The sequence below is a fragment of the Mycobacterium sp. PTI7 genome, assembly GCF_056679845.1.
Genome location: NZ_CM155252.1, coordinates 325,037 through 343,076, shown reverse-complemented (window position 1 = coordinate 343,076; position 18,040 = coordinate 325,037). Strand labels below are relative to the sequence as shown.

The 18,040-nt window shown below is 67.1% G+C and carries 10 protein-coding genes and 1 pseudogene; 7 read left to right on the top strand and 4 right to left on the bottom strand.

Going from position 1 to position 18,040, the window contains the following annotated elements; translation table 11 throughout:
• Positions 1–53 precede the first annotated feature (53 nt).
• Genes AC1MEY_RS01640 through nei2 form a run of 3 tightly spaced genes read left to right on the top strand, consistent with a single transcriptional unit; the run spans position 54 to position 2,337 of the window.
• The gene (locus AC1MEY_RS01640) at positions 54–545 is read left to right on the top strand and encodes a DUF2834 domain-containing protein (protein WP_480229013.1); all 492 of its coding nucleotides are present in this window, start codon (positions 54–56) and stop codon (positions 543–545) included.
• Positions 546–567: 22 nt separating this feature from the next.
• Entirely contained in the window at positions 568–1,530 is a 963-nt protein-coding gene (locus AC1MEY_RS01635; protein ID WP_480229012.1) for an NAD(P)H-dependent flavin oxidoreductase, read from the top strand.
• 36 nt (positions 1,531–1,566) lie between these two features.
• A complete protein-coding gene (gene nei2, locus AC1MEY_RS01630; RefSeq protein WP_480229011.1) occupies positions 1,567–2,337 on the top strand; it encodes an endonuclease VIII Nei2 in 771 nt (256 codons plus the stop codon).
• Between the two features lie 78 nt (positions 2,338–2,415).
• Here the strand turns inward: nei2 and AC1MEY_RS01625 are convergent, their stop codons facing one another.
• Both AC1MEY_RS01625 and AC1MEY_RS01620 read right to left on the bottom strand, forming a co-directional pair.
• Entirely contained in the window at positions 2,416–3,585 is a 1,170-nt protein-coding gene (locus AC1MEY_RS01625; protein ID WP_480229010.1) for a fatty acid desaturase family protein, read from the bottom strand.
• A 47-nt stretch (positions 3,586–3,632) separates the two neighbouring features.
• A complete protein-coding gene (locus AC1MEY_RS01620) occupies positions 3,633–4,721 on the bottom strand; it encodes a flavin reductase family protein (protein ID WP_480229009.1) in 1,089 nt (362 codons plus the stop codon).
• A 71-nt stretch (positions 4,722–4,792) separates the two neighbouring features.
• Here AC1MEY_RS01620 and AC1MEY_RS01615 point away from each other — a divergent pair, with 71 nt between their 5' ends.
• Positions 4,793–5,458: a TetR family transcriptional regulator gene (locus AC1MEY_RS01615; RefSeq protein ID WP_480229008.1), complete on the top strand. Its 666-nt coding sequence runs from the start codon at positions 4,793–4,795 to the stop codon at positions 5,456–5,458.
• A gap of 20 nt (positions 5,459–5,478) precedes the next feature.
• On the top strand, positions 5,479–6,264 hold the full coding sequence (locus AC1MEY_RS01610; protein ID WP_480229007.1) for an enoyl-CoA hydratase/isomerase family protein: 786 nt from the start codon (positions 5,479–5,481) through the stop codon (positions 6,262–6,264).
• On the opposite strand, the gene AC1MEY_RS01605 is transcribed toward AC1MEY_RS01610, so the two are convergent.
• Complete coding sequence (locus tag AC1MEY_RS01605; RefSeq protein WP_480229006.1) at positions 6,261–7,031, bottom strand: SDR family NAD(P)-dependent oxidoreductase; 771 nt, start codon at positions 7,029–7,031, stop codon at positions 6,261–6,263. The genes AC1MEY_RS01610 and AC1MEY_RS01605 overlap by 4 nt on opposite strands.
• 299 nt (positions 7,032–7,330) lie before the next feature.
• Between AC1MEY_RS01605 and AC1MEY_RS01600 the strand changes: the two genes are divergently transcribed.
• The gene (locus tag AC1MEY_RS01600; RefSeq protein ID WP_480229005.1) at positions 7,331–14,731 is read left to right on the top strand and encodes an Ig-like domain-containing protein; all 7,401 of its coding nucleotides are present in this window, start codon (positions 7,331–7,333) and stop codon (positions 14,729–14,731) included.
• Here AC1MEY_RS01600 and AC1MEY_RS01595 read toward each other — a convergent pair.
• Positions 14,654–15,403: pseudogene (locus AC1MEY_RS01595) on the bottom strand (Ig-like domain-containing protein); the annotation flags it as partial. The gene AC1MEY_RS01600 and the pseudogene AC1MEY_RS01595 sit on opposite strands and share 78 nt — an antisense overlap.
• Between AC1MEY_RS01595 and AC1MEY_RS01590 the strand changes: the two are divergent.
• On the top strand, positions 15,394–18,039 hold the full coding sequence (locus AC1MEY_RS01590) for a beta strand repeat-containing protein (protein WP_480229004.1): 2,646 nt from the start codon (positions 15,394–15,396) through the stop codon (positions 18,037–18,039). The pseudogene AC1MEY_RS01595 and the gene AC1MEY_RS01590 overlap by 10 nt on opposite strands.
• The last annotated feature ends 1 nt before the right edge of the window (position 18,040 follow it).

Sequence of the window (18,040 nt, the reverse complement as noted above, 5' to 3'; positions counted from 1 at the left end):
GCCGAAACGGCAAAAATGACGAAACCGGATGGTCCTCGTTCCATACTGACCGGGTGATCTCGCTCATCGTCCATCTGGTTCTCGGCATCGCCGTCATCGCCTGGATCGTTCGGGCCAATCCGCAGATCTTCGCCCGGCCGGCGGGCGGACCGGCGCTCTCCGCGATGGAGATCGTGCTGTACGTCGTCGGCGTCGTGTCGATCGGCCTCGGCTACTACTTCAACCACCAGTTCGTCGCCCAGTACGCCGTCGAGGGTGGCAACCCCATCTGGGGACCGGGCAGTTGGCAGCAGTTCATCGTGCTGGGATACGCCAACCCGGCGGCCGCGTCGGCCAGCCAGGACTACACGATCATCAACGTGATCCTGCTGCCGCTGTTCACGATCTGGGACGGGCGCCGACGCGGGATCCGGCGGCCGTGGCTGTTCTTCGTCTCGAGCCTGTTCACCAGTTGCGCGTTCGCGTACGCGTTCTACTTCGCCGTCGTGGAGCGGCAGCACCGTCACGAGAAGGTCGCGCGGGGACTCTCCTCGATCCCCGCCTGAGCGCACTGCCTACAGTGCACCCATGGCCCTGACCACTGCACTGACGACGCTCCTGGGCATCGACCATCCCGTCGTGCTCGCACCCATGGGCGGTGTCGCGGGCGGAGCACTCGCTGCGGCGGTCACCGAGGGAGGCGGCCTCGGCATGATCGGCAGCGGCGATCGCGACTGGCTCGAGCGCGAGTGCGCACTGGCGCGCGCCGGCACCGACAAGGGTTGGGGTGTCGGGCTTCTGGCCTGGGCCGTCGACGCCGAGACCGTCGACTGGGTGATCGCGCAGCGCCCCGCCGCGGTGATGCTCTCCTTCGGCGATCCCACGCCGTTCGCCGACGCCGTCCGCGCCGCAGGCATCCCGCTGCTCGTCCAGGTGACCACCCTCGACGACGCCCGGCGTGCGCTCGACGTCGGTGCCGACGCCGTGGTGGCCCAGGGCTCCGAGGCGGGCGGCCACGGCGAGGGTCGCGGCACCCTCGCGTTCGTCCCCGCGGTGGTCGACGTCGCCGGTGCCACGCCGGTGCTCGCCGCCGGCGGCATCGCCGACGGGCGGGGGCTGGCGGCCGCACTCGTCCTGGGCGCGGCGGGGGCCGTCATCGGGACGCGCTTCGAGGCCACCCACGACGCAGTGCTGACCGCCGCGGAGGCCGACGCCATCGTCGCCGCGACGGCCGCCGACACGACGCGCGACCGGGTGCTGGACGTGGTGCGGGACTCGCCGTGGCCGCATCGTTTCACCGCCCGCACGTTGCGCAACCGCTTCACCGACGCGTGGCAGGGCCGCGAGGACGCGCTGCGCTTCGATGCCGGGGCCAAGGCCGAGTACGCCGCCGGCGTCGAGCGCGGCGACCCCGACTACCTCCCCGTCTGGGCGGGCGAGGCCGTCGACCTCGTCAGCGGGGTGGAGGACGCCGCCCCGCTGGTCGGGCGGATCGTCGACGAGGCGGTGCGCGCACTCGCCCGTCCCGGTGTCGGAACTCCCCGCCTGTAGCGTCCTTCGAAAGCGGCAGAGACGAACGGGGACTGAATGCCGGAAGGCGACACCGTCTATCGCACGGCGACCAAGTTGCGCGAGGCACTCGAGGGCAAGACGCTGACCCGCTGCGACGTGCGGGTGCCGAAGTTCGCGACCGTCGACCTCACCGGCTGCGTCGTCGACGAGGTACTCAGCCGCGGCAAGCATCTGTTCATCCGGGCCGGCGACGCGAGCATCCACTCGCACCTGAAGATGGACGGCTCCTGGCTGGTCGGCGGTCAGATCCGCCGGGTGCCCGAGTACAAGGTCCGCATCCTGTTGGAGACGGCCGACTCCCGCGCCGCCGGCGTCGACCTGGGCGTGCTGGAGATCCTCAAGCGCGCCGACGACATGGAATCCGTGGCGCACCTCGGCCCCGACCTGCTCGGCCCCGACTGGGAACCCCAGGTGGCCTCGGCCAACCTCGCCGCCGACCCGGAGCGGCCGCTTGCCGAGGCGCTCCTCGACCAGCGCGTGATGGCGGGCGTCGGCAACGTCTACGCCAACGAGCTGTGCTTCGTGATGGGCCGGCTGCCGACCACCCCGGTCGGCGAGCTGAAGGATCCGCTGCGGATGGTCCAGCGCGCGCGGGACATGCTGTGGCTGAACCGCTCCCGGGTCAATCGCACCACCACCGGAGACACCAGACCCGGCCGAGATCTGTGGATCTACGGCCGGGTCGGGCGTCCGTGTCGACGCTGCGGGACGACGGTCCTGTCGGATCGGGCAGAGGTCACCGGAAGTGAACGGATCTCCTTCTGGTGTCCGGTCTGTCAGACCTGACGGTCACCGACGCCGAAACTACGGTTGTTGACGGATTCTCGGCGAGAAGCGTCAACAACCGTAGTGTCGCGGTCACTCTCAGAACGGCTTGCGGGCCAGCGTGAAGATCTTGTTGACCACGGTGGCGAACTGCTTGGGCAGCGGTCCCTTGTTGTAGGGCAGGCCGTACCGCTCGCAGATCTCCTGGACCTCGGGCGCCAGCTCGGCGTGCCGGTGGGCCGGGATGTCCGGGAACAGGTGGTGCTCGATCTGGAACGACAGGTTGCCGCTCATCAGGTGGAACAGCTTGCCGCCGGTCAGGTTCGCCGAGCCCAGCAGCTGGCGGAAGTACCACTGTCCGCGGGACTCGCTCTTGGTCTCCTCGACCGAGAACTCCTGCACGCCCTCGGGGAAGTGTCCGCAGAAGATGATCGCGTAGGACCACACGTTGCGGATCAGGTTCGCGGTCGCGTTGCCGGCGAGGGTGAACGGCGCGAACGGGCCGGACAGCAGCGGGAAGGCCACGTAGTCCTTGAGCGTCTGGCGCTTGACCTTGTTCCAGATGCCCGCCGCGATCTCGCGCTTGTCGACGATCGAGATCTCACCGGAGCGGATGCGCTCGGTCTCGAGTTCGTGCAGCGCGACGCCGTACTGGAAGAACACCATCAGGACGAAGGCGTAGATCGGGTTGCCGCGGTAGTAGGGCACCCACTTCTGGTCCTCGCTCATGCGCAGGATGCCGTAGCCCACGTCGCGGTCCATGCCGACGATGTTGGTGTAAGTGTGGTGCATGTAGTTGTGCGAGTGGCGCCACTGCTCGCTCGGGCAGGCCGAGTCCCATTCGAAGTTGCGGCTCGCGAGCGCCGGGTCGCCGGTCCAGTCGTACTGGCCGTGCATGATGTTGTGCCCGATCTCCATGTTGTCGAGGATCTTCGACACGGCGAGCATGGCGGTGCCGGCCAGCCATGCCGGCGGCAGCACGCCCGCCCACAGCAGTGCACGGCCACCGGCCTCGAGGCCACGCTGGGCCTTGATGACGTTGCGGATGTAGGTGAGGTCGCGCTCGCCGAGATCGTCGATCACGCGCTCGCGGATCGCGTCGAGTTCCTTGCCGAACGCCTCGACCTGCTCGGGCGTGAGGCTGACGGTCTCGCCGTTCACGGTCTTGCTGACGCCGCCCCTGCGGGTCACCTCGGGGGTGGCCTCGGCGACGTCCTCGGTGGTCTCGTCGGTGGTCTTGCCGGTGGTCCTGTCGAGCATGGCAGTCATGGCTGATCCTTTCTCGTAGGTCTTCGGTCGTCGTCGGGAAGCGTTGTCTACAGCGCGAGTTCGACGTCTCCGACGGGAGCCGTGACGCAGATCTGCACGTCCTCCTCGTCGGCCGTCGACACCGCGCCGGTGATCAGGTTGCGCACGGCGCCGCTGGTCTTGCGGCGCGTGCAGGTGTGGCAGATGCCCATCCGGCACCCGCTCTCGGGCGTGAGGCCCGCAGCCTCGGCCTGCTCGAGCAGCGACCGGCCGTCGTCGGTGACGTCGACGTCGCTGTCGGCGAAGGTGACCTGTCCGCCGGACACCTCGGTCGGCACGGCGAACACCGGCGGCACGAAGCTCTCCCACATCGCGTCCGGGCAGATCTCCCGCACGGCGTCGACCAGCGCGGGCGGACCGCAGACGAACACCGCGTCGGCGTCGGGAAGCGCCGCCGCCAGGTGGTCGGCACCGAAGCGGCCGGTGAGGTCGCCGGCGTCGTCGCTGCGGGTGTAGCCGTGCAGCACCCGCACTCCGTGCAGGCCCGCCAGCTCGTCGCGGTAGCACGCCTCGTTCGCGGAACGGGCGTAGTGCACGAACGCGATCTCGGCTCCGGGCTGCTCGGCATGCCCCTCGGCGATCAGCGTCCGCAGCATCGACATCACCGGGGTGATGCCACTGCCGCCGGAGACGAGGAGGATCCGCTTCGGCCGCACGGCCGGGAGCACGAAGTCGCCGCCGGAACCCTCCAGCCCGACCACCATGCCCGGCCGCGCGCTGCGGTAGAGGTGCTGGGAGACGATGCCGCCGTCGTGCACGCCGACCGTCAGCTCGAGGAGCCGGCGGTTCTCGCCGCTCGCGGGTGAGTAGCAGCGGGTGTACCGGCGGCCGTCGACCTCGACGGTCAGGTTGACGTGCTGGCCGGCGAGCAGCGCCGGGCCGGCGGTGAATACCGCGTTCGGTTCGAGCGTCAGCGTGACGCTGCGCGGGGTGTCGCGACGAACGGCGACCACCTTGGCGCGGGCGTCGCCGACGGTCCAGGTGGGTTCGACCAGCTCGGTGTAGCGGTCGACGCCGTGGGGTCCGGTCAGGAGGTCCACCAGCGACGAGCGCAGCACTCGATCGCGGAGGCGCAGCTTCGGGGTTTGAGTGAACATGTGTATACCGTGCGCCTCATCAGTGCTGATGCGCAAGGGGTTTCTCCAGGTTGTGGTAGGGTTCACAACCGGTGAACAGTCGTACTCCTAAGTCACACTCGTCCCGCACACCGCGGGACGGCACCTCGCGTGAAGAACGCAAGGAAGCCACCCGCCGCGCGATCATCGCCGGCGCACTGCGACTCCTCGAGGAACGCAGCTTCAGCGCACTGAGCCTTCGCGAGGTCACCCGCGAGGCCGGGATCGTTCCCGCCGCGTTCTACCGCCACTTCGAATCGATGGACGCCCTCGGCCTCGTCCTCATCGACGAGTCGTTCCGCGCGCTGCGCGACATGCTGAGGGGCGCACGCGCAGGGAAGCTGGATCCGAACCGGGTCATCGAGTCGTCGGTCGACATCCTGATCGCCGGCGTCAACGAGCGCCGCGAGCACTGGCGCTTCATCGGACGCGAACGCAACAGCGGCGTCACCGTGCTGCGCTACGCCATCCGCACCGAGATCAGACTGATCACGTCCGAGCTGGCGATCGACCTCGCCCGCTTCCCCGGGCTCAACACCTGGAGCAGCGAGGACCTCAACATCCTCTCGACGCTGTTCGTCAACGCCATGATCTCGATCGCCGAATCCGTCGACGACGCGCACGACGCCGCCGCACTCGAGGACATCCGCGGCACCGCGGTCAAGCAGCTCCGCCTGATCGTCGTCGGCATCTCGGGGTGGAACAGCACCACGGCGTGACCCGCGAATAGGGTCGCGACATGGCGAACCTCCAAGTCACCCGCCCGCGTCCCGACGTCGTCTTGATAACGCTGGACCGCCCCGACAAGCTGAACGCCCTGAGCCACGGCCTGGTCGAGAATCTGCACCGGGTGCTCGACGACCTCCGAGCCGACGACGAGTGCCGGGTGGTGGTGCTGACCGGCGCCGGACGCGGCTTCTGCTCGGGGCTCGACCTCACCGAACCCCTCCCCGAGGATGCGTCGGCCGGTCTGGAGTTCCCGCGGTCCAGCATGCGGTGGCAGGAGCGCATCGCCGAACTCACCACCAAGCTGAGCCATCTCCGGCAGCCGGTGATCGCCGCCGTGAACGGGCCGGCCTACGGCGGCGGGTTCGCCTTGGCGCTGGCGTCGGACATCCGGCTGGCGTCCGACTCCGCGCGGTTCTGCACCCAGTTCATCAAGCTCGGACTTGGCGGCTGCGACATCGGCGTCAGCTACACCTTGCCCCGCATCGTCGGCGCCGGCCACGCATTCGACCTCATCCTGACCGCCCGCACCGTCGACGCCGCCGAGGCGCTTCGGTTGGGCCTGGTGTCGCGCGTTTCCGACGGGTCCGTGGTGGACGACGCCCTCGCGATCGCCGAAACCCTCTGCGGCTACGGCCGTTTCGGTCTCGAATCCACCAAGCAGGTGCTGTGGGCGAACCTCGACGCGTCCAGCCTGGAGGCCGCGTTGCAGGTGGAGAACCGCAGTCAGATCCTCGCGTCGACGAGCGGTGAACTGCGCGAGGCCGCGGCGGCCTTCGCCGCCCGCAAGAAGTCCTAGCGCGGGGTACCGCCGCCATCGACGATGATGACCGTGCCCGTCATGTAGCTGCCGGCATCCGAACACAACAGCAGCGCAGCGCCCACCATCTCGTCGGGCGAGGCCAGACGCTTGACGAGCGTCCCTCCCACCATGTGGTCGATGGCCTGCTGCGGATTGTTGCGCATCATGTCGGTGTCGACGGGACCGGGCGCAATGGCGTTGACGCGGATGCCATCTGATACGAACTCCGCAGCCATGGCGCGGGTGAAGGCCATCATCGCGGCCTTGCCCGACGCGTACAGCGACATCGTCGGGGCGAAGTTGAACGCCCCCACCGAGACCATGTTCAGCACGGCGGCGTGCCCGCTCTTCTTCAGATGCGGCAACGCCCGCTGCGTCAGGAACACCGGCCCGCGCACGTTGACGTCGTTGGACTTCGCCCACGCCTCGGTCGTCATGTCGCCGAGAGGCTGCGCGAGCGCGTTCGCCGCGTTGTTCACCAGGACGTCGAGACCGCCGAACTCCGCGACCGTCCGGTCGACGAGGGCGTCGAGATCCTCGATGCTGCCCGCGTGAGCGGCGACCCCGATCGCCTCTCCGCCGAGCCCGCGCAGGTGCTCCGCCGCCGCCTCGCACGCATCCGCCTTGCGGCTGGCGACGACGACGCGCGCGCCGGCGAGCACGAAGCCCTCCGCCAGAGCGAGGCCGATCCCGCGGGTACCGCCCGTGACGAGAACGGTGCGATCGGTCATGTCGAAGAGGCGGTCGAACGAGCTGCGATCCACGATCGCAAGTAGAACACGGTGCAGCGGGACTTCCGAGGACGAGGCCCGACAGCCCGACACGATGAAGATTTGCGGACACGAAGAACGCGCGCGTCAATTTGCTGACGAACTTTCTGTCAGCGGCGTAAATTACCGTCAGCGCACTCCCCCAGTTGCGACCGGATCGACTCGCTCGACGACGTTCGAGCGTCTGGTTCGCCGCGATCACGGGCGTGAGCTACACGGCATCGTGGCCCACGTTGGACGAGCGTCGCGTCAAACGCACTGCTAGCTCGGGTCCTCAGCAGCAGAGGTGACCCATGAACCCGTCCGCACGCCGCGCCTCGAGTGGCACGAAGCCACGCCATCGCAGAGCCAAGGGGTCCACCGGCGGGCAGGCCATCTACCCCGACTTCCGGCTCGACCTGAACGCCGCGATGCCGATCGGGCTGCCGGTGACAGTTTGCGCTGCGGCGAACGCCGGTAAATACGTCGGCCGGGTGGGAGCATTAGCCGTCGCGCTCGGGGTCGGGGTCGCGATGGCCACCGGCCAGGGGCTCGGGCTGGGATTCGGCTTCGCGGAGGCGCACGCCGAACCGGAGTCCGACGGATCGGATTCGTCGAGTGGCGACACCGGGTCCGACCCTCGACCCGGCGCCGAATCGACCACGCAGTCATCGGCCACGGCGAGCGGCGACGCGGATCCAGCGACCGAGCCGGGCCCGCCGACGACGGCCCCGTCTGGCCAAAACGCGTCGGCGAGCACCTCGAGCGAACCCGCCTCCTCCCCACCTGCGATGAACGTGGCCAGTTCCGGCGGCCTCGACGATTCGACGAACGACGAGGGTCAGGCCACGGATGCCACGGTGCCCACGCCGACGCCGACACCGGTCGACGCCGTCGACCCCACGATCCCGGAGACGCCGACACCCGGCGTTGCCGTCCCTTCACCGACCGACACCGAGCAATCGCCCGCCGGTGCCGTCGAGGACCCCGCCGCCACGGATTCGCCCCAGACGGACCCGTCACCGCCCAGCATCGGCGCCGACTCCGAGACCTCACCGCCGAACCCGGTGCGCATCCAGGTGCAGGTGGCAGACACCCTCGGCGTGTCGTCGGACGGCGGTGCCTCGTCCGACGGGGATGAGCCCGCAGCCTCCGCCCTGGACTCGTCGTCCCTCGCATCCGAGCCGTCCGAGCCGTCCGAGCCGTCCGAGCCGTCCGAGTCAGAGGACACGACGTCGTCCGAGATGATCGACGTCGCGAGCATGCTGGTGTCGGTCATCCTGTCGCCGATCGTCAATCCGGCGGCGCCGACCGCCCCCATGCAACCCAACCTGGTGTGGGCGGTGCTGGCCTGGGTCCGCAGACAGATCCAGTACACGTTCTTCAACAGCGAGCCGCACGTACGCCCGCAGGACATCACCCTGGAACTCGCTCCCGGCCAGATCAGCGACCCGATCCCGTTCTACGGATACGACTCGGACGGCGATCACGTCAGGTATCGGGTACCGAGCCGAGGAGACCTCGGCGGACCCATGCACGGCACCGTCGCCGTCGACCAGGCGACGGGGACGTTCACCTACCAGGCGGACCTCGGATACAGCGGCCCCGATGAGTTCACGGTGATCGTCAGCGACGTGGTCAACTGCTTCCACCTCCACGGGCTGCTCAGTTTCCTCCGCCCCAACTTCGGCCACACCGACCGCGCCGTGATCAGCCTGACGTCGGTCCCCACGAACGCCGTACCCGTCGCCCTCGACGACGCGTACGCGATCGACGAGGACGGTGGACTCGCGGTGACGGCTGCCGCCGGTGTGCTGGCCAACGACGCCGACGCCGACGGCGAACCGCTGACGATCGTCAACACGGGCGTGTTCGCCACGACCCACGGTTCGGTGGACCTGGCCGCCGACGGATCGTTCGTCTACACGCCGACACCCGACTTCGACGGCACCGACTCCTTCACCTACACCGCCACCGACGGAACGGCGACGAGTGCCACGGCCAGCGTCACCATCACCGTCGTCTCCGTCAACGACGCCCCGGTCGCGGTGGACGACGCTTTCACCGTGGCCGAGGACACCGCCTTGGCAGGCCACGTGCTCGGCAACGACGTCGACGTCGACGATTCGCTCCTCACAACGGTTCTCGCGGGCGGTGCGGCCCACGGCACCGTGGCGCTCGGTCTCGACGGCTCGTTCATCTACGCCCCCGACGACGACTACACCGGCACCGACTCGTTCACCTACACCGTGAGCGACGGCTGGTCCGTCAGCGCTCCGGCCACGGTCACGATCACCGTCACCGCCGTCAACGATGCTCCGGTCGCAGTGGGCGACGCCGTCGCCACCGCCGAGGACACCCCCGTCTCGGGAAACGTCCTCGGCAACGACGTCGACCTCGACGACGCGACGCTCTCGACGACGCTGGTGAGCGGGCCGACGCACGGCACCGTCATCCTCGGCCTCAACGGATCGTTCATCTACACCCCCGACGACGACTACACCGGCTACGACTCGTTCAGCTACGCCGTCAGCGACGGAACGGCCACCAGCACACCGGCGATCGTCACCATCACGATCTCGGCTGCCAACGACACCCCCATCGCCGTCGACGATGCCTTCGCCACCGATGAGGACTCCGCACTCGCCGGGTTCGTGCTCGGCAACGACATCGACGTCGACAGTGCGACCGTAACAACGACTCTCGGAACGGGGCCCAGCCACGGCACCGTCATCCTCGGCCCGGGCGGCTCCTTCATCTACACCCCCGACGACGACTACGCGGGCACCGACTCCTTCACCTACACCGTCTCCGACGGGACGACCACCAGCACGCCGGCGACGGTCACCATCACCGTCACCGCCGTCAACGACACACCCATCGCGGTCGGTGACACCGTGACCACCGCCGAGGACTCGGCCGTCACGGGCAACGTGCTCGGCAACGACGTCGACATCGACAACCCCTCGCTGTCAGTGACTCTCGTGAGTGGACCCACTCGCGGCACCGTCATCCTCGGCCTGGACGGCTCCTTCATCTACACGCCCAACGACGACTACCGGGGCGTCGACTCCTTCACCTACACCGCCAACGACGGCACGGCCACTTCCACCCCGGCGACCGTCACGATCACGATCACCGCCGTCAACGACGCGCCAATCGCGAACGGCGACGCCTTCACCACCGACGAAGACTCCACTCTCACGGGCAACGTGCTCGGCAACGACGTGGACGTCGACAGTCCCTCCCTGTCGACGACGCTGACGAGTGGCGCTTCGCACGGGACGGTGGTGCTCGGCGCCGACGGATCGTTCGTCTACACCCCGGACGACGACCACTTCGGCACCGACTCCTTCACCTACACCGCCTCCGACGGGACAGCGATCAGCACGCCGGCCACCGTCACGATCACCATCACCGCCGTCAACGACGCACCGGTCGCGGTGGCCGACGGCTATGCCGTCGCCGAGAACGGCGCCTTGATCGTCACGGCCGCCACCGGCCTTCTCGCCAACGACTCGGACGTCGATGGCGGTTCACTGGTCGTGTCTCTCGCGAGCGCACCGACTCGCGGCACCGTGACCCTCGCCCCCGACGGCTCATTCGTCTACACCCCGAATACGAGCTACTTCGGGACGGACTTGTTCACCTACACGGTGAGCGACGGGACGGCCACCAGTGCGCCCGCGACGGTCACCATCTCCGTCGGCGCCGTGAACGACGTCCCCGTCGCGGTCGGAGACAGCTTCACCGTGGCCGAGGACGGCACGCTCAACGGCGCGGGGCTACTGGCCAACGACACCGACGTCGAGGGCTCGGTACTCACCGTCGCGAACCCCGGCACCATCACCACCGCGCACGGCAGCGTGGTGCTGGCGAGTGACGGGTCCTTCACCTACACTCCGGTGGCCGACTTCAACGGCACCGACTCCTTCACCTACACCGTCACCGACGGTACGGCCACCAGTTCGCCTGCGACGGTGACGATCACCATCACGGCCGTCAACGACGTGCCCGTCGCCGTTGGTGAGTCGTTCAGCACCAACGAAGACGTCCAGTTGACCGGCAACGTCCTGGGCAACGACAGTGATGTCGAAGGATCAACGCTCACCACCACCGTCGTCACCGGGCCGGCCAACGGCACCCTCGTCTTGGCCGCCAACGGGTCCTTCACCTACACCCCGGCTGCCAACTTCAACGGCACGGACTCGTTCACCTACACCGTCACCGACGCCACGGCCACGAGTTCGCCCGCCACCGTGACGATCACCATCACCGCCGTCAACGACGTCCCCGTCGCCGTTGGTGACTCGTTCACCACCAACGAAGACGTCCAACTGGTCGGGAACGTCCTGGGCAACGACAGCGATGTCGAAGGATCTGCGCTCACGACCACCGTCGTCACGGGACCGGCCAACGGCACCCTCACCCTCACCGCCGACGGATCCTTCACCTACACCCCGGCTGCCAACTACAACGGCACCGACTCCTTCACCTACACCGTCACCGACGCCACGGCCACGAGTTCGCCCGCCACCGTGACGATCACCATCACCGCGGTCAACGACGTGCCCGTCGCCGTTGGTGATTCGTTCACCACCGACGAAGACACCCAGTTGACCGGGAACGTCCTGGACAACGACACCGACGTCGAAGGATCTGCGCTCACGACCACCGTCGTCACGGGACCGGCCAACGGCACCCTCACCCTCAACGCCGACGGATCCTTCACCTACACCCCGGCTGCCAACTACAACGGCACCGACTCCTTCACCTACACCGTCACCGACGCCACGGCCACAAGTTCGCCCGCCACCGTGACGATCACCATCACCGCCGTCAACGACGTGCCCGTCGCCGTTGGTGACTCGTTCACCACCAACGAAGACGTCCAACTCGTCGGGAACGTCCTGGGCAACGACAGCGATGTCGAAGGATCTGCGCTCACGACCACCGTCGTCACGGGACCGGCCAACGGCACCCTCGCCCTGGCCGCCGACGGATCCTTCACCTACACACCCGCCGCCAACTTCAACGGCACCGACTCCTTCACCTACACCATCTCCGACGGGACCGCCACCAGCACACCCGCGACGGTCACCATCACCATCACCGCGGTCAACGACACACCCACCGCCGTCGACGACACCTTCACCACGAACGAAGACGTTCAGTTGAATGGCAGCGTCTTGGGCAATGACGTTGACGTCGAAGGCTCGACACTTACCGTCGTCAACGCGGGCACCATCACCACAACCCACGGCAGCGTGGTGCTCAACGGCGACGGATCCTTTACCTACACGCCCACCGCGAACTACAACGGGACTGACAGCTTCACCTACACCGTCACCGACGGGGCGGCGACGAGCACACCTGCCACGGTCACCATCACGATCACCGCCGTCAACGACGTGCCCGTCGCCGTTGGGGACTCGTTCACTACCAACGAGGACACTCAACTCGTCGGGAACGTCCTGGGCAACGACAGCGATGTCGAAGGATCTGCGCTTACGACCACCGTCGTCACGGGCCCGGCCAACGGCACCCTCACCCTCGCCGCCGACGGATCCTTCACCTACACACCAGCCGCCAACTACAACGGCACCGACAGCTTCACCTACACCGCCACCGATGGCACCGCGACCAGCACACCCACCACAGTGACCATCACGATCACGGCCGTCAACGACACACCAGTCGCGAACGGCGACACCTTCACCACCAACGAGGACACCGAACTCGTCGGGAACGTCTTGGGCAATGACGGCGACGTGGAAGGTTCAACGCTTTCGGTCGTCAATGCGGGCACCATCACCACCAACCACGGCAGCGTTGTGCTCAGCAGCGACGGGTCCTTCACCTACACCCCCACCGCGAACTTCAACGGCACCGACTCGTTCACCTACTCCGTCTCCGACGGCACTGACGTAAGCAGCGCGGCCACGGTGACGATCACCATTACCGCGGTCAACGACACCCCGGTCGCGAACGGCGACACCTTCACGACCAACGAAGACACCCAACTCACCGGAAACGTCCTCGGCAACGACACCGACGTCGAGGGGACTACTCTCACGGCGACCGTGGCGACCGGCCCGACGCGGGGCACCCTGGTCCTCAACGGCGACGGCTCCTTCACCTACACCCCGAACGCCAACTACAACGGCGCCGATTCCTTTACCTACACCGTCTCCGACGGCACCGACGTAAGCAGCCCCGCGACAGTCACCATCACGATCACCGCCGTCAACGACACACCAGTCGCGAACGGCGACACCTTCACCACCAACGAAGACACCCAACTCACCGGGAACGTTCTGGGCAACGACACCGACGTCGAGAACAGCAGCCTCACAACCGCACTCGTCACAGGACCGGCCAACGGCACACTCACCCTCGCCGCCGACGGCTCCTTCACCTACACCCCCGCCGCCAACTACAACGGCACCGACAGCTTCACCTACACCGTCACCGACGGCACCGACGTAAGCAGCCCCGCGACAGTCACCATCACGATCACCGCCGTCAACGACGCACCAGTCGCGAACGGCGACACCTTCACCACCAACGAAGACACCCAACTCACCGGGAACGTCCTGGGCAACGACACCGACGTCGAGAACAGCAGCCTCACAACCGCACTCGTCACAGGACCGGCCAACGGCACACTCACCCTCGCCGCCGACGGATCCTTCACCTACACCCCCGCCGCCAACTACAACGGCACCGACAGCTTCACCTACACCGTCACCGACGGCACCGACGTAAGCAGTGCGGCCACGGTGACGATCACCATCACCGCGGTGAACGACACACCAGTGGCGAACGGCGACATGTTCACCACCAACGAGGACACCGAACTCGTCGGGAACGTCTTGGGCAATGACGGCGACGTGGAAGGTTCAACGCTCTCGGTCGTCAATGCGGGCACCATCACCACAACCCACGGCATCGTCGTGCTCAATACCGACGGATCCTTCACCTACACACCCGCCGCGAACTACAACGGCACCGACTCGTTCACCTACACCGTCTCCGACGGCACCGACGTAAGCAGTGCGGCCACCGTGACGATCACCATCACTGCCGTCAACGACACCCCGGTCGCGATCGGCGACACGTTCACCACCAACGAAGACACCCAACTCACGGGCAACGTCCTCGACAACGACACCGACGTCGAAGGTTCGACCCTTACGACGACAGTCGTGGCTGGGCCGGCCAACGGCAGCGTCGTGCTCAACGGCGACGGGTCCTTCACCTACACACCCGCATCCAACTACAACGGCACCGACTCCTTCACCTACACCGTCACCGACGGCACGGCGACAAGCACACCTGCCACGGTCACCATCACGATCACCGCAATCAACGACACACCAGTCGCGAACGGCGACACCTTCACCACCAACGAGGACACCCAACTCGTCGGGAATGTCCTCGGCAACGACACCGACGTCGACAACTCGACTCTCACAACCACTGTCGTCACCGGCCCCGCCAACGGCACCCTCACCCTGGCCGCTGACGGATCCTTCACCTACACCCCGGCCGCCAACTTCAACGGCACCGACAGCTTCACCTACACCGTCACTGACGGCACCGACGTAAGCAGCGCGGCCACGGTGACTATCACCATTACCGCGGTCAACGACGTAGGTGAACGATCCGTTGGTGTTCAGGACGAGGGTGCCGTTGGCGGGTCCGGTGACTAGTGCGGTTGTGAGTGTGCCGCTGTCGATGTCGGTGTCGTTGGTGAGGACGTTTCCGGTGAGTTGGGTGTCTTCGTTGGTGGTGAAGGTGTCGCCGTTTGCGACCGGTGTGTCGTTGACGGCGGTGATGGTGATGGTGACCGTGGCAGGTGCGCTGGTGGCGGTGCCGTCGGTGACGGTGTAGGTGAAGCTGTCGGTGCCGTTGAAGTTGGCGGCGGGGGTGTAGGTGAAGGACCCGTCCGCGGCCAGGGTGAGGGTGCCGTTGGCGGGTCCGGTGACGACGGTCGTTGTGAGAGTGGAGTTGTCGACGTCGGTGTCGTTGCCGAGGACGTTGCCCGTGAGTTGGGTGTCTTCGTTGGTGGTGAAGGTGTCGCCGTTTGCGACCGGTGTGTCGTTGATTGCGGTGATCGTGATGGTGACCGTCGCGGGTGTGCTGGTCGCGGTGCCGTCGGTGACGGTGTAGGTGAAGCTGTCGGTGCCGTTGTAGTTGGCAGCCGGGGTGTAGGTGAACGATCCTTCGGTGTTGAGGGTGAGTGTGCCGTTGGCCGGCCCTGTGACCAGTGCGGTTGTGAGGCTGCTGTTCTCGACGTCGGTGTCGTTGCCGAGGACGTTGCCGGTGAGTTGGGTGTCTTCGTTGGTGGTGAAGGTGTCGCCGTTCGCGGCGGGTGTGCACACCGGCCGCCAACTTCAACGGCACCGACTCCTTCACCTACACCGTCACCGACGGGACAGCCACCAGCGCACCCGCGACGGTCACCATCACCATCACCGCCGTCAACGACACACCAGTCGCCGTCGATGACAGCGTCACCACCAACGAGGACACCCCACTCACCGGGAACGTCCTGGGCAACGACACCGACGTCGAGGGGACCACTCTCACGGCGACGGTGGGGACCGGGCCGACGCGGGGCACCCTGGTCCTCAACGGCGACGGGTCATTCACCTACACCCCGAACGCCAACTACAACGGCGCCGATTCCTTTACCTACACCGTCAGCGATGGCGCCGAGGTCAGTTCACCGGCCACGGTGAACATCACCGTCACGGCGGTCAACGACACACCGGTCACCGTCAACGACACCTACACCGTCGCCGAAGACGGCTCCCTCACCCAAATCGCCGGCACCGGCGTCCTCGCCAACGACACCGACGTCGAGAACAGCACCCTCACAGCCACACTCGTCACCGGACCCACCCACGGCACCCTCACCCTCAACGCCAACGGATCCTTCACCTACACCCCCACCGCCAACTACAACGGCACCGACACCTTCACCTACACCGCCACCGACGGCACCACCACCAGCACCGCAGCCACCGTGACGATCACCATCACCGCCGTCAACGACGCCCCCGTCGCGGTCAACGACAACGTCACCACCAACGAGGACACCCAACTCACCGGCAACGTCCTGGGCAACGACACCGACATCGACAGCGGCACACTCACCGCCGCCGTCGTCACCGGCCCCAGCCACGGCACCCTGGTCCTCAACGCCAACGGAACGTTCACCTACACCCCCACCGCCAACTACAACGGCGCCGACACCTTCACCTATCGGGCCTCCGACGGCACCACCACCAGCAACCTCGCCACCGTCTCCATCACCGTCACCGCCGTCAACGACACACCCGTCACCGTCAACGACACCTACACCGTCGCCGAAGACGGCTCCCTCACCCAAACCGCCGGCACCGGCGTCCTCGCCAACGACACCGACGTCGAGAACACCACCCTCACAGCCACACTCGTCACCGGACCCACCCACGGCACCCTCACCCTCAACGCCAACGGATCCTTCACCTACACCCCCACCGCCAACTACAACGGCACCGACACCTTCACCTACACCGCCACCGACGGCACCAACGTAAGCAGTGCGGCCACCGTCACCATCACCATCACCGCCGTCAACGACGCCCCCGTCGCGAACGGCGACAACGTCACCACCAACGAGGACACCCAACTCACCGGCAACGTCCTGGGCAACGACACCGACATCGACAGCGGCACACTCACCGCCGCCGTCGTCACCGGCCCCAGCCACGGCACCCTGGTCCTCAACGCCAACGGAACGTTCACCTACACCCCCACCGCCAACTACAACGGCGCCGACACCTTCACCTACCGCGCCTCCGACGGCACCACCACCAGCAACCTCGCCACCGTCTCCATCACGGTCACCGCCGTCAACGACACACCCGTCACCGTCAACGACACCTACACCGTCGCCGAAGACGGCTCCCTCACCCAAACCGCCGGCACCGGCGTCCTCGCCAACGACACCGACGTCGAGAACACCACTCTCACAGCCACACTCGTCACCGGACCCACCCACGGCACCCTCACCCTCAACGCCAACGGATCCTTCACCTACACCCCCACCGCCAACTACAACGGCACCGACACCTTCACCTACACCGCCACCGACGGCACCGCGACCAGCACAGCGGCGACGGTCACCATCACCATCACCGCCGTCAACGACGCCCCCGTCGCGGTCAACGACAACGTCACCACCAACCAGGACGTCCAACTCAGCGGGAACGTCCTCACCAACGACACCGACATCGACAGCGGCACACTCACCGCCACACTCGTCACCGGTCCCACTCGCGGCACGCTAACCCTGAACGCCAACGGAACGTTCACGTACACCCCCACGGCGGGCTCCAACGGCGCCGACAGCTTCACCTACCGTGCCTCCGACGGCACCACCACCAGCAACCTCGCCACCGTCTCCATCACCGTGGTCGACAACGTCGCGCCGACGGCAGTCGGGGTGCAGACCACCAACGGCGGCGGCACCAACGGGAGGCCGGAACAGAACGACACGATCGTCTACACCTTCAGCGAGCCCATCGACCCGAGGACCATCCTGGCCGGATGGAACGGCAGTGCGACCAGCGTCGTCGTCCGGATGTACGACGGCGACGTCCTCCTCGGATTACTGGGCGGCAACGACTCGCTGCAGATCTTCGACGCGACGAACTCCACGCAACTCGTGCCCCTGGGGACGGTCAGCCTGGGCCGCACGGATTACGTCACCGGACTGCTCGGTGGCGCGCTCGGATCCAACATCAGATTCGGCGCCACCGGAACGTCCTCGACCATGACGATGAACGGCAACACGATCACGATCACGTTGGGCAGCTATAGCCCGAACGGCCTCCTGGTCGGCCAGGGCACGGCGGGTGGAACCGGATCGATGACCTGGACACCCGGCGCCGGACTGCAGGACCTCGCAGCCAACCCGCTGACGCCGACGCCAGTCACCGAGACCGGTGGGGCCGACCGGGACTTCTGAG

Bases quoted from the DNA above. Each gene is read 5' to 3' on its own strand.
- AC1MEY_RS01610 (WP_480229007.1), top strand. From the start codon at position 5,479: ATGGCGAACCTCCAAGTCACCCGCCCGCGTCCCGACGTCGTCTTGATA.
- nei2 (WP_480229011.1), top strand. From the start codon at position 1,567: ATGCCGGAAGGCGACACCGTCTATCGCACGGCGACCAAGTTGCGCGAG.
- AC1MEY_RS01625 (WP_480229010.1), bottom strand. From the start codon at position 3,585: ATGACTGCCATGCTCGACAGGACCACCGGCAAGACCACCGACGAGACC.
- AC1MEY_RS01600 (WP_480229005.1), top strand. From the start codon at position 7,331: ATGAACCCGTCCGCACGCCGCGCCTCGAGTGGCACGAAGCCACGCCAT.
- AC1MEY_RS01620 (WP_480229009.1), bottom strand. From the start codon at position 4,721: ATGTTCACTCAAACCCCGAAGCTGCGCCTCCGCGATCGAGTGCTGCGC.
- AC1MEY_RS01635 (WP_480229012.1), top strand. From the start codon at position 568: ATGGCCCTGACCACTGCACTGACGACGCTCCTGGGCATCGACCATCCC.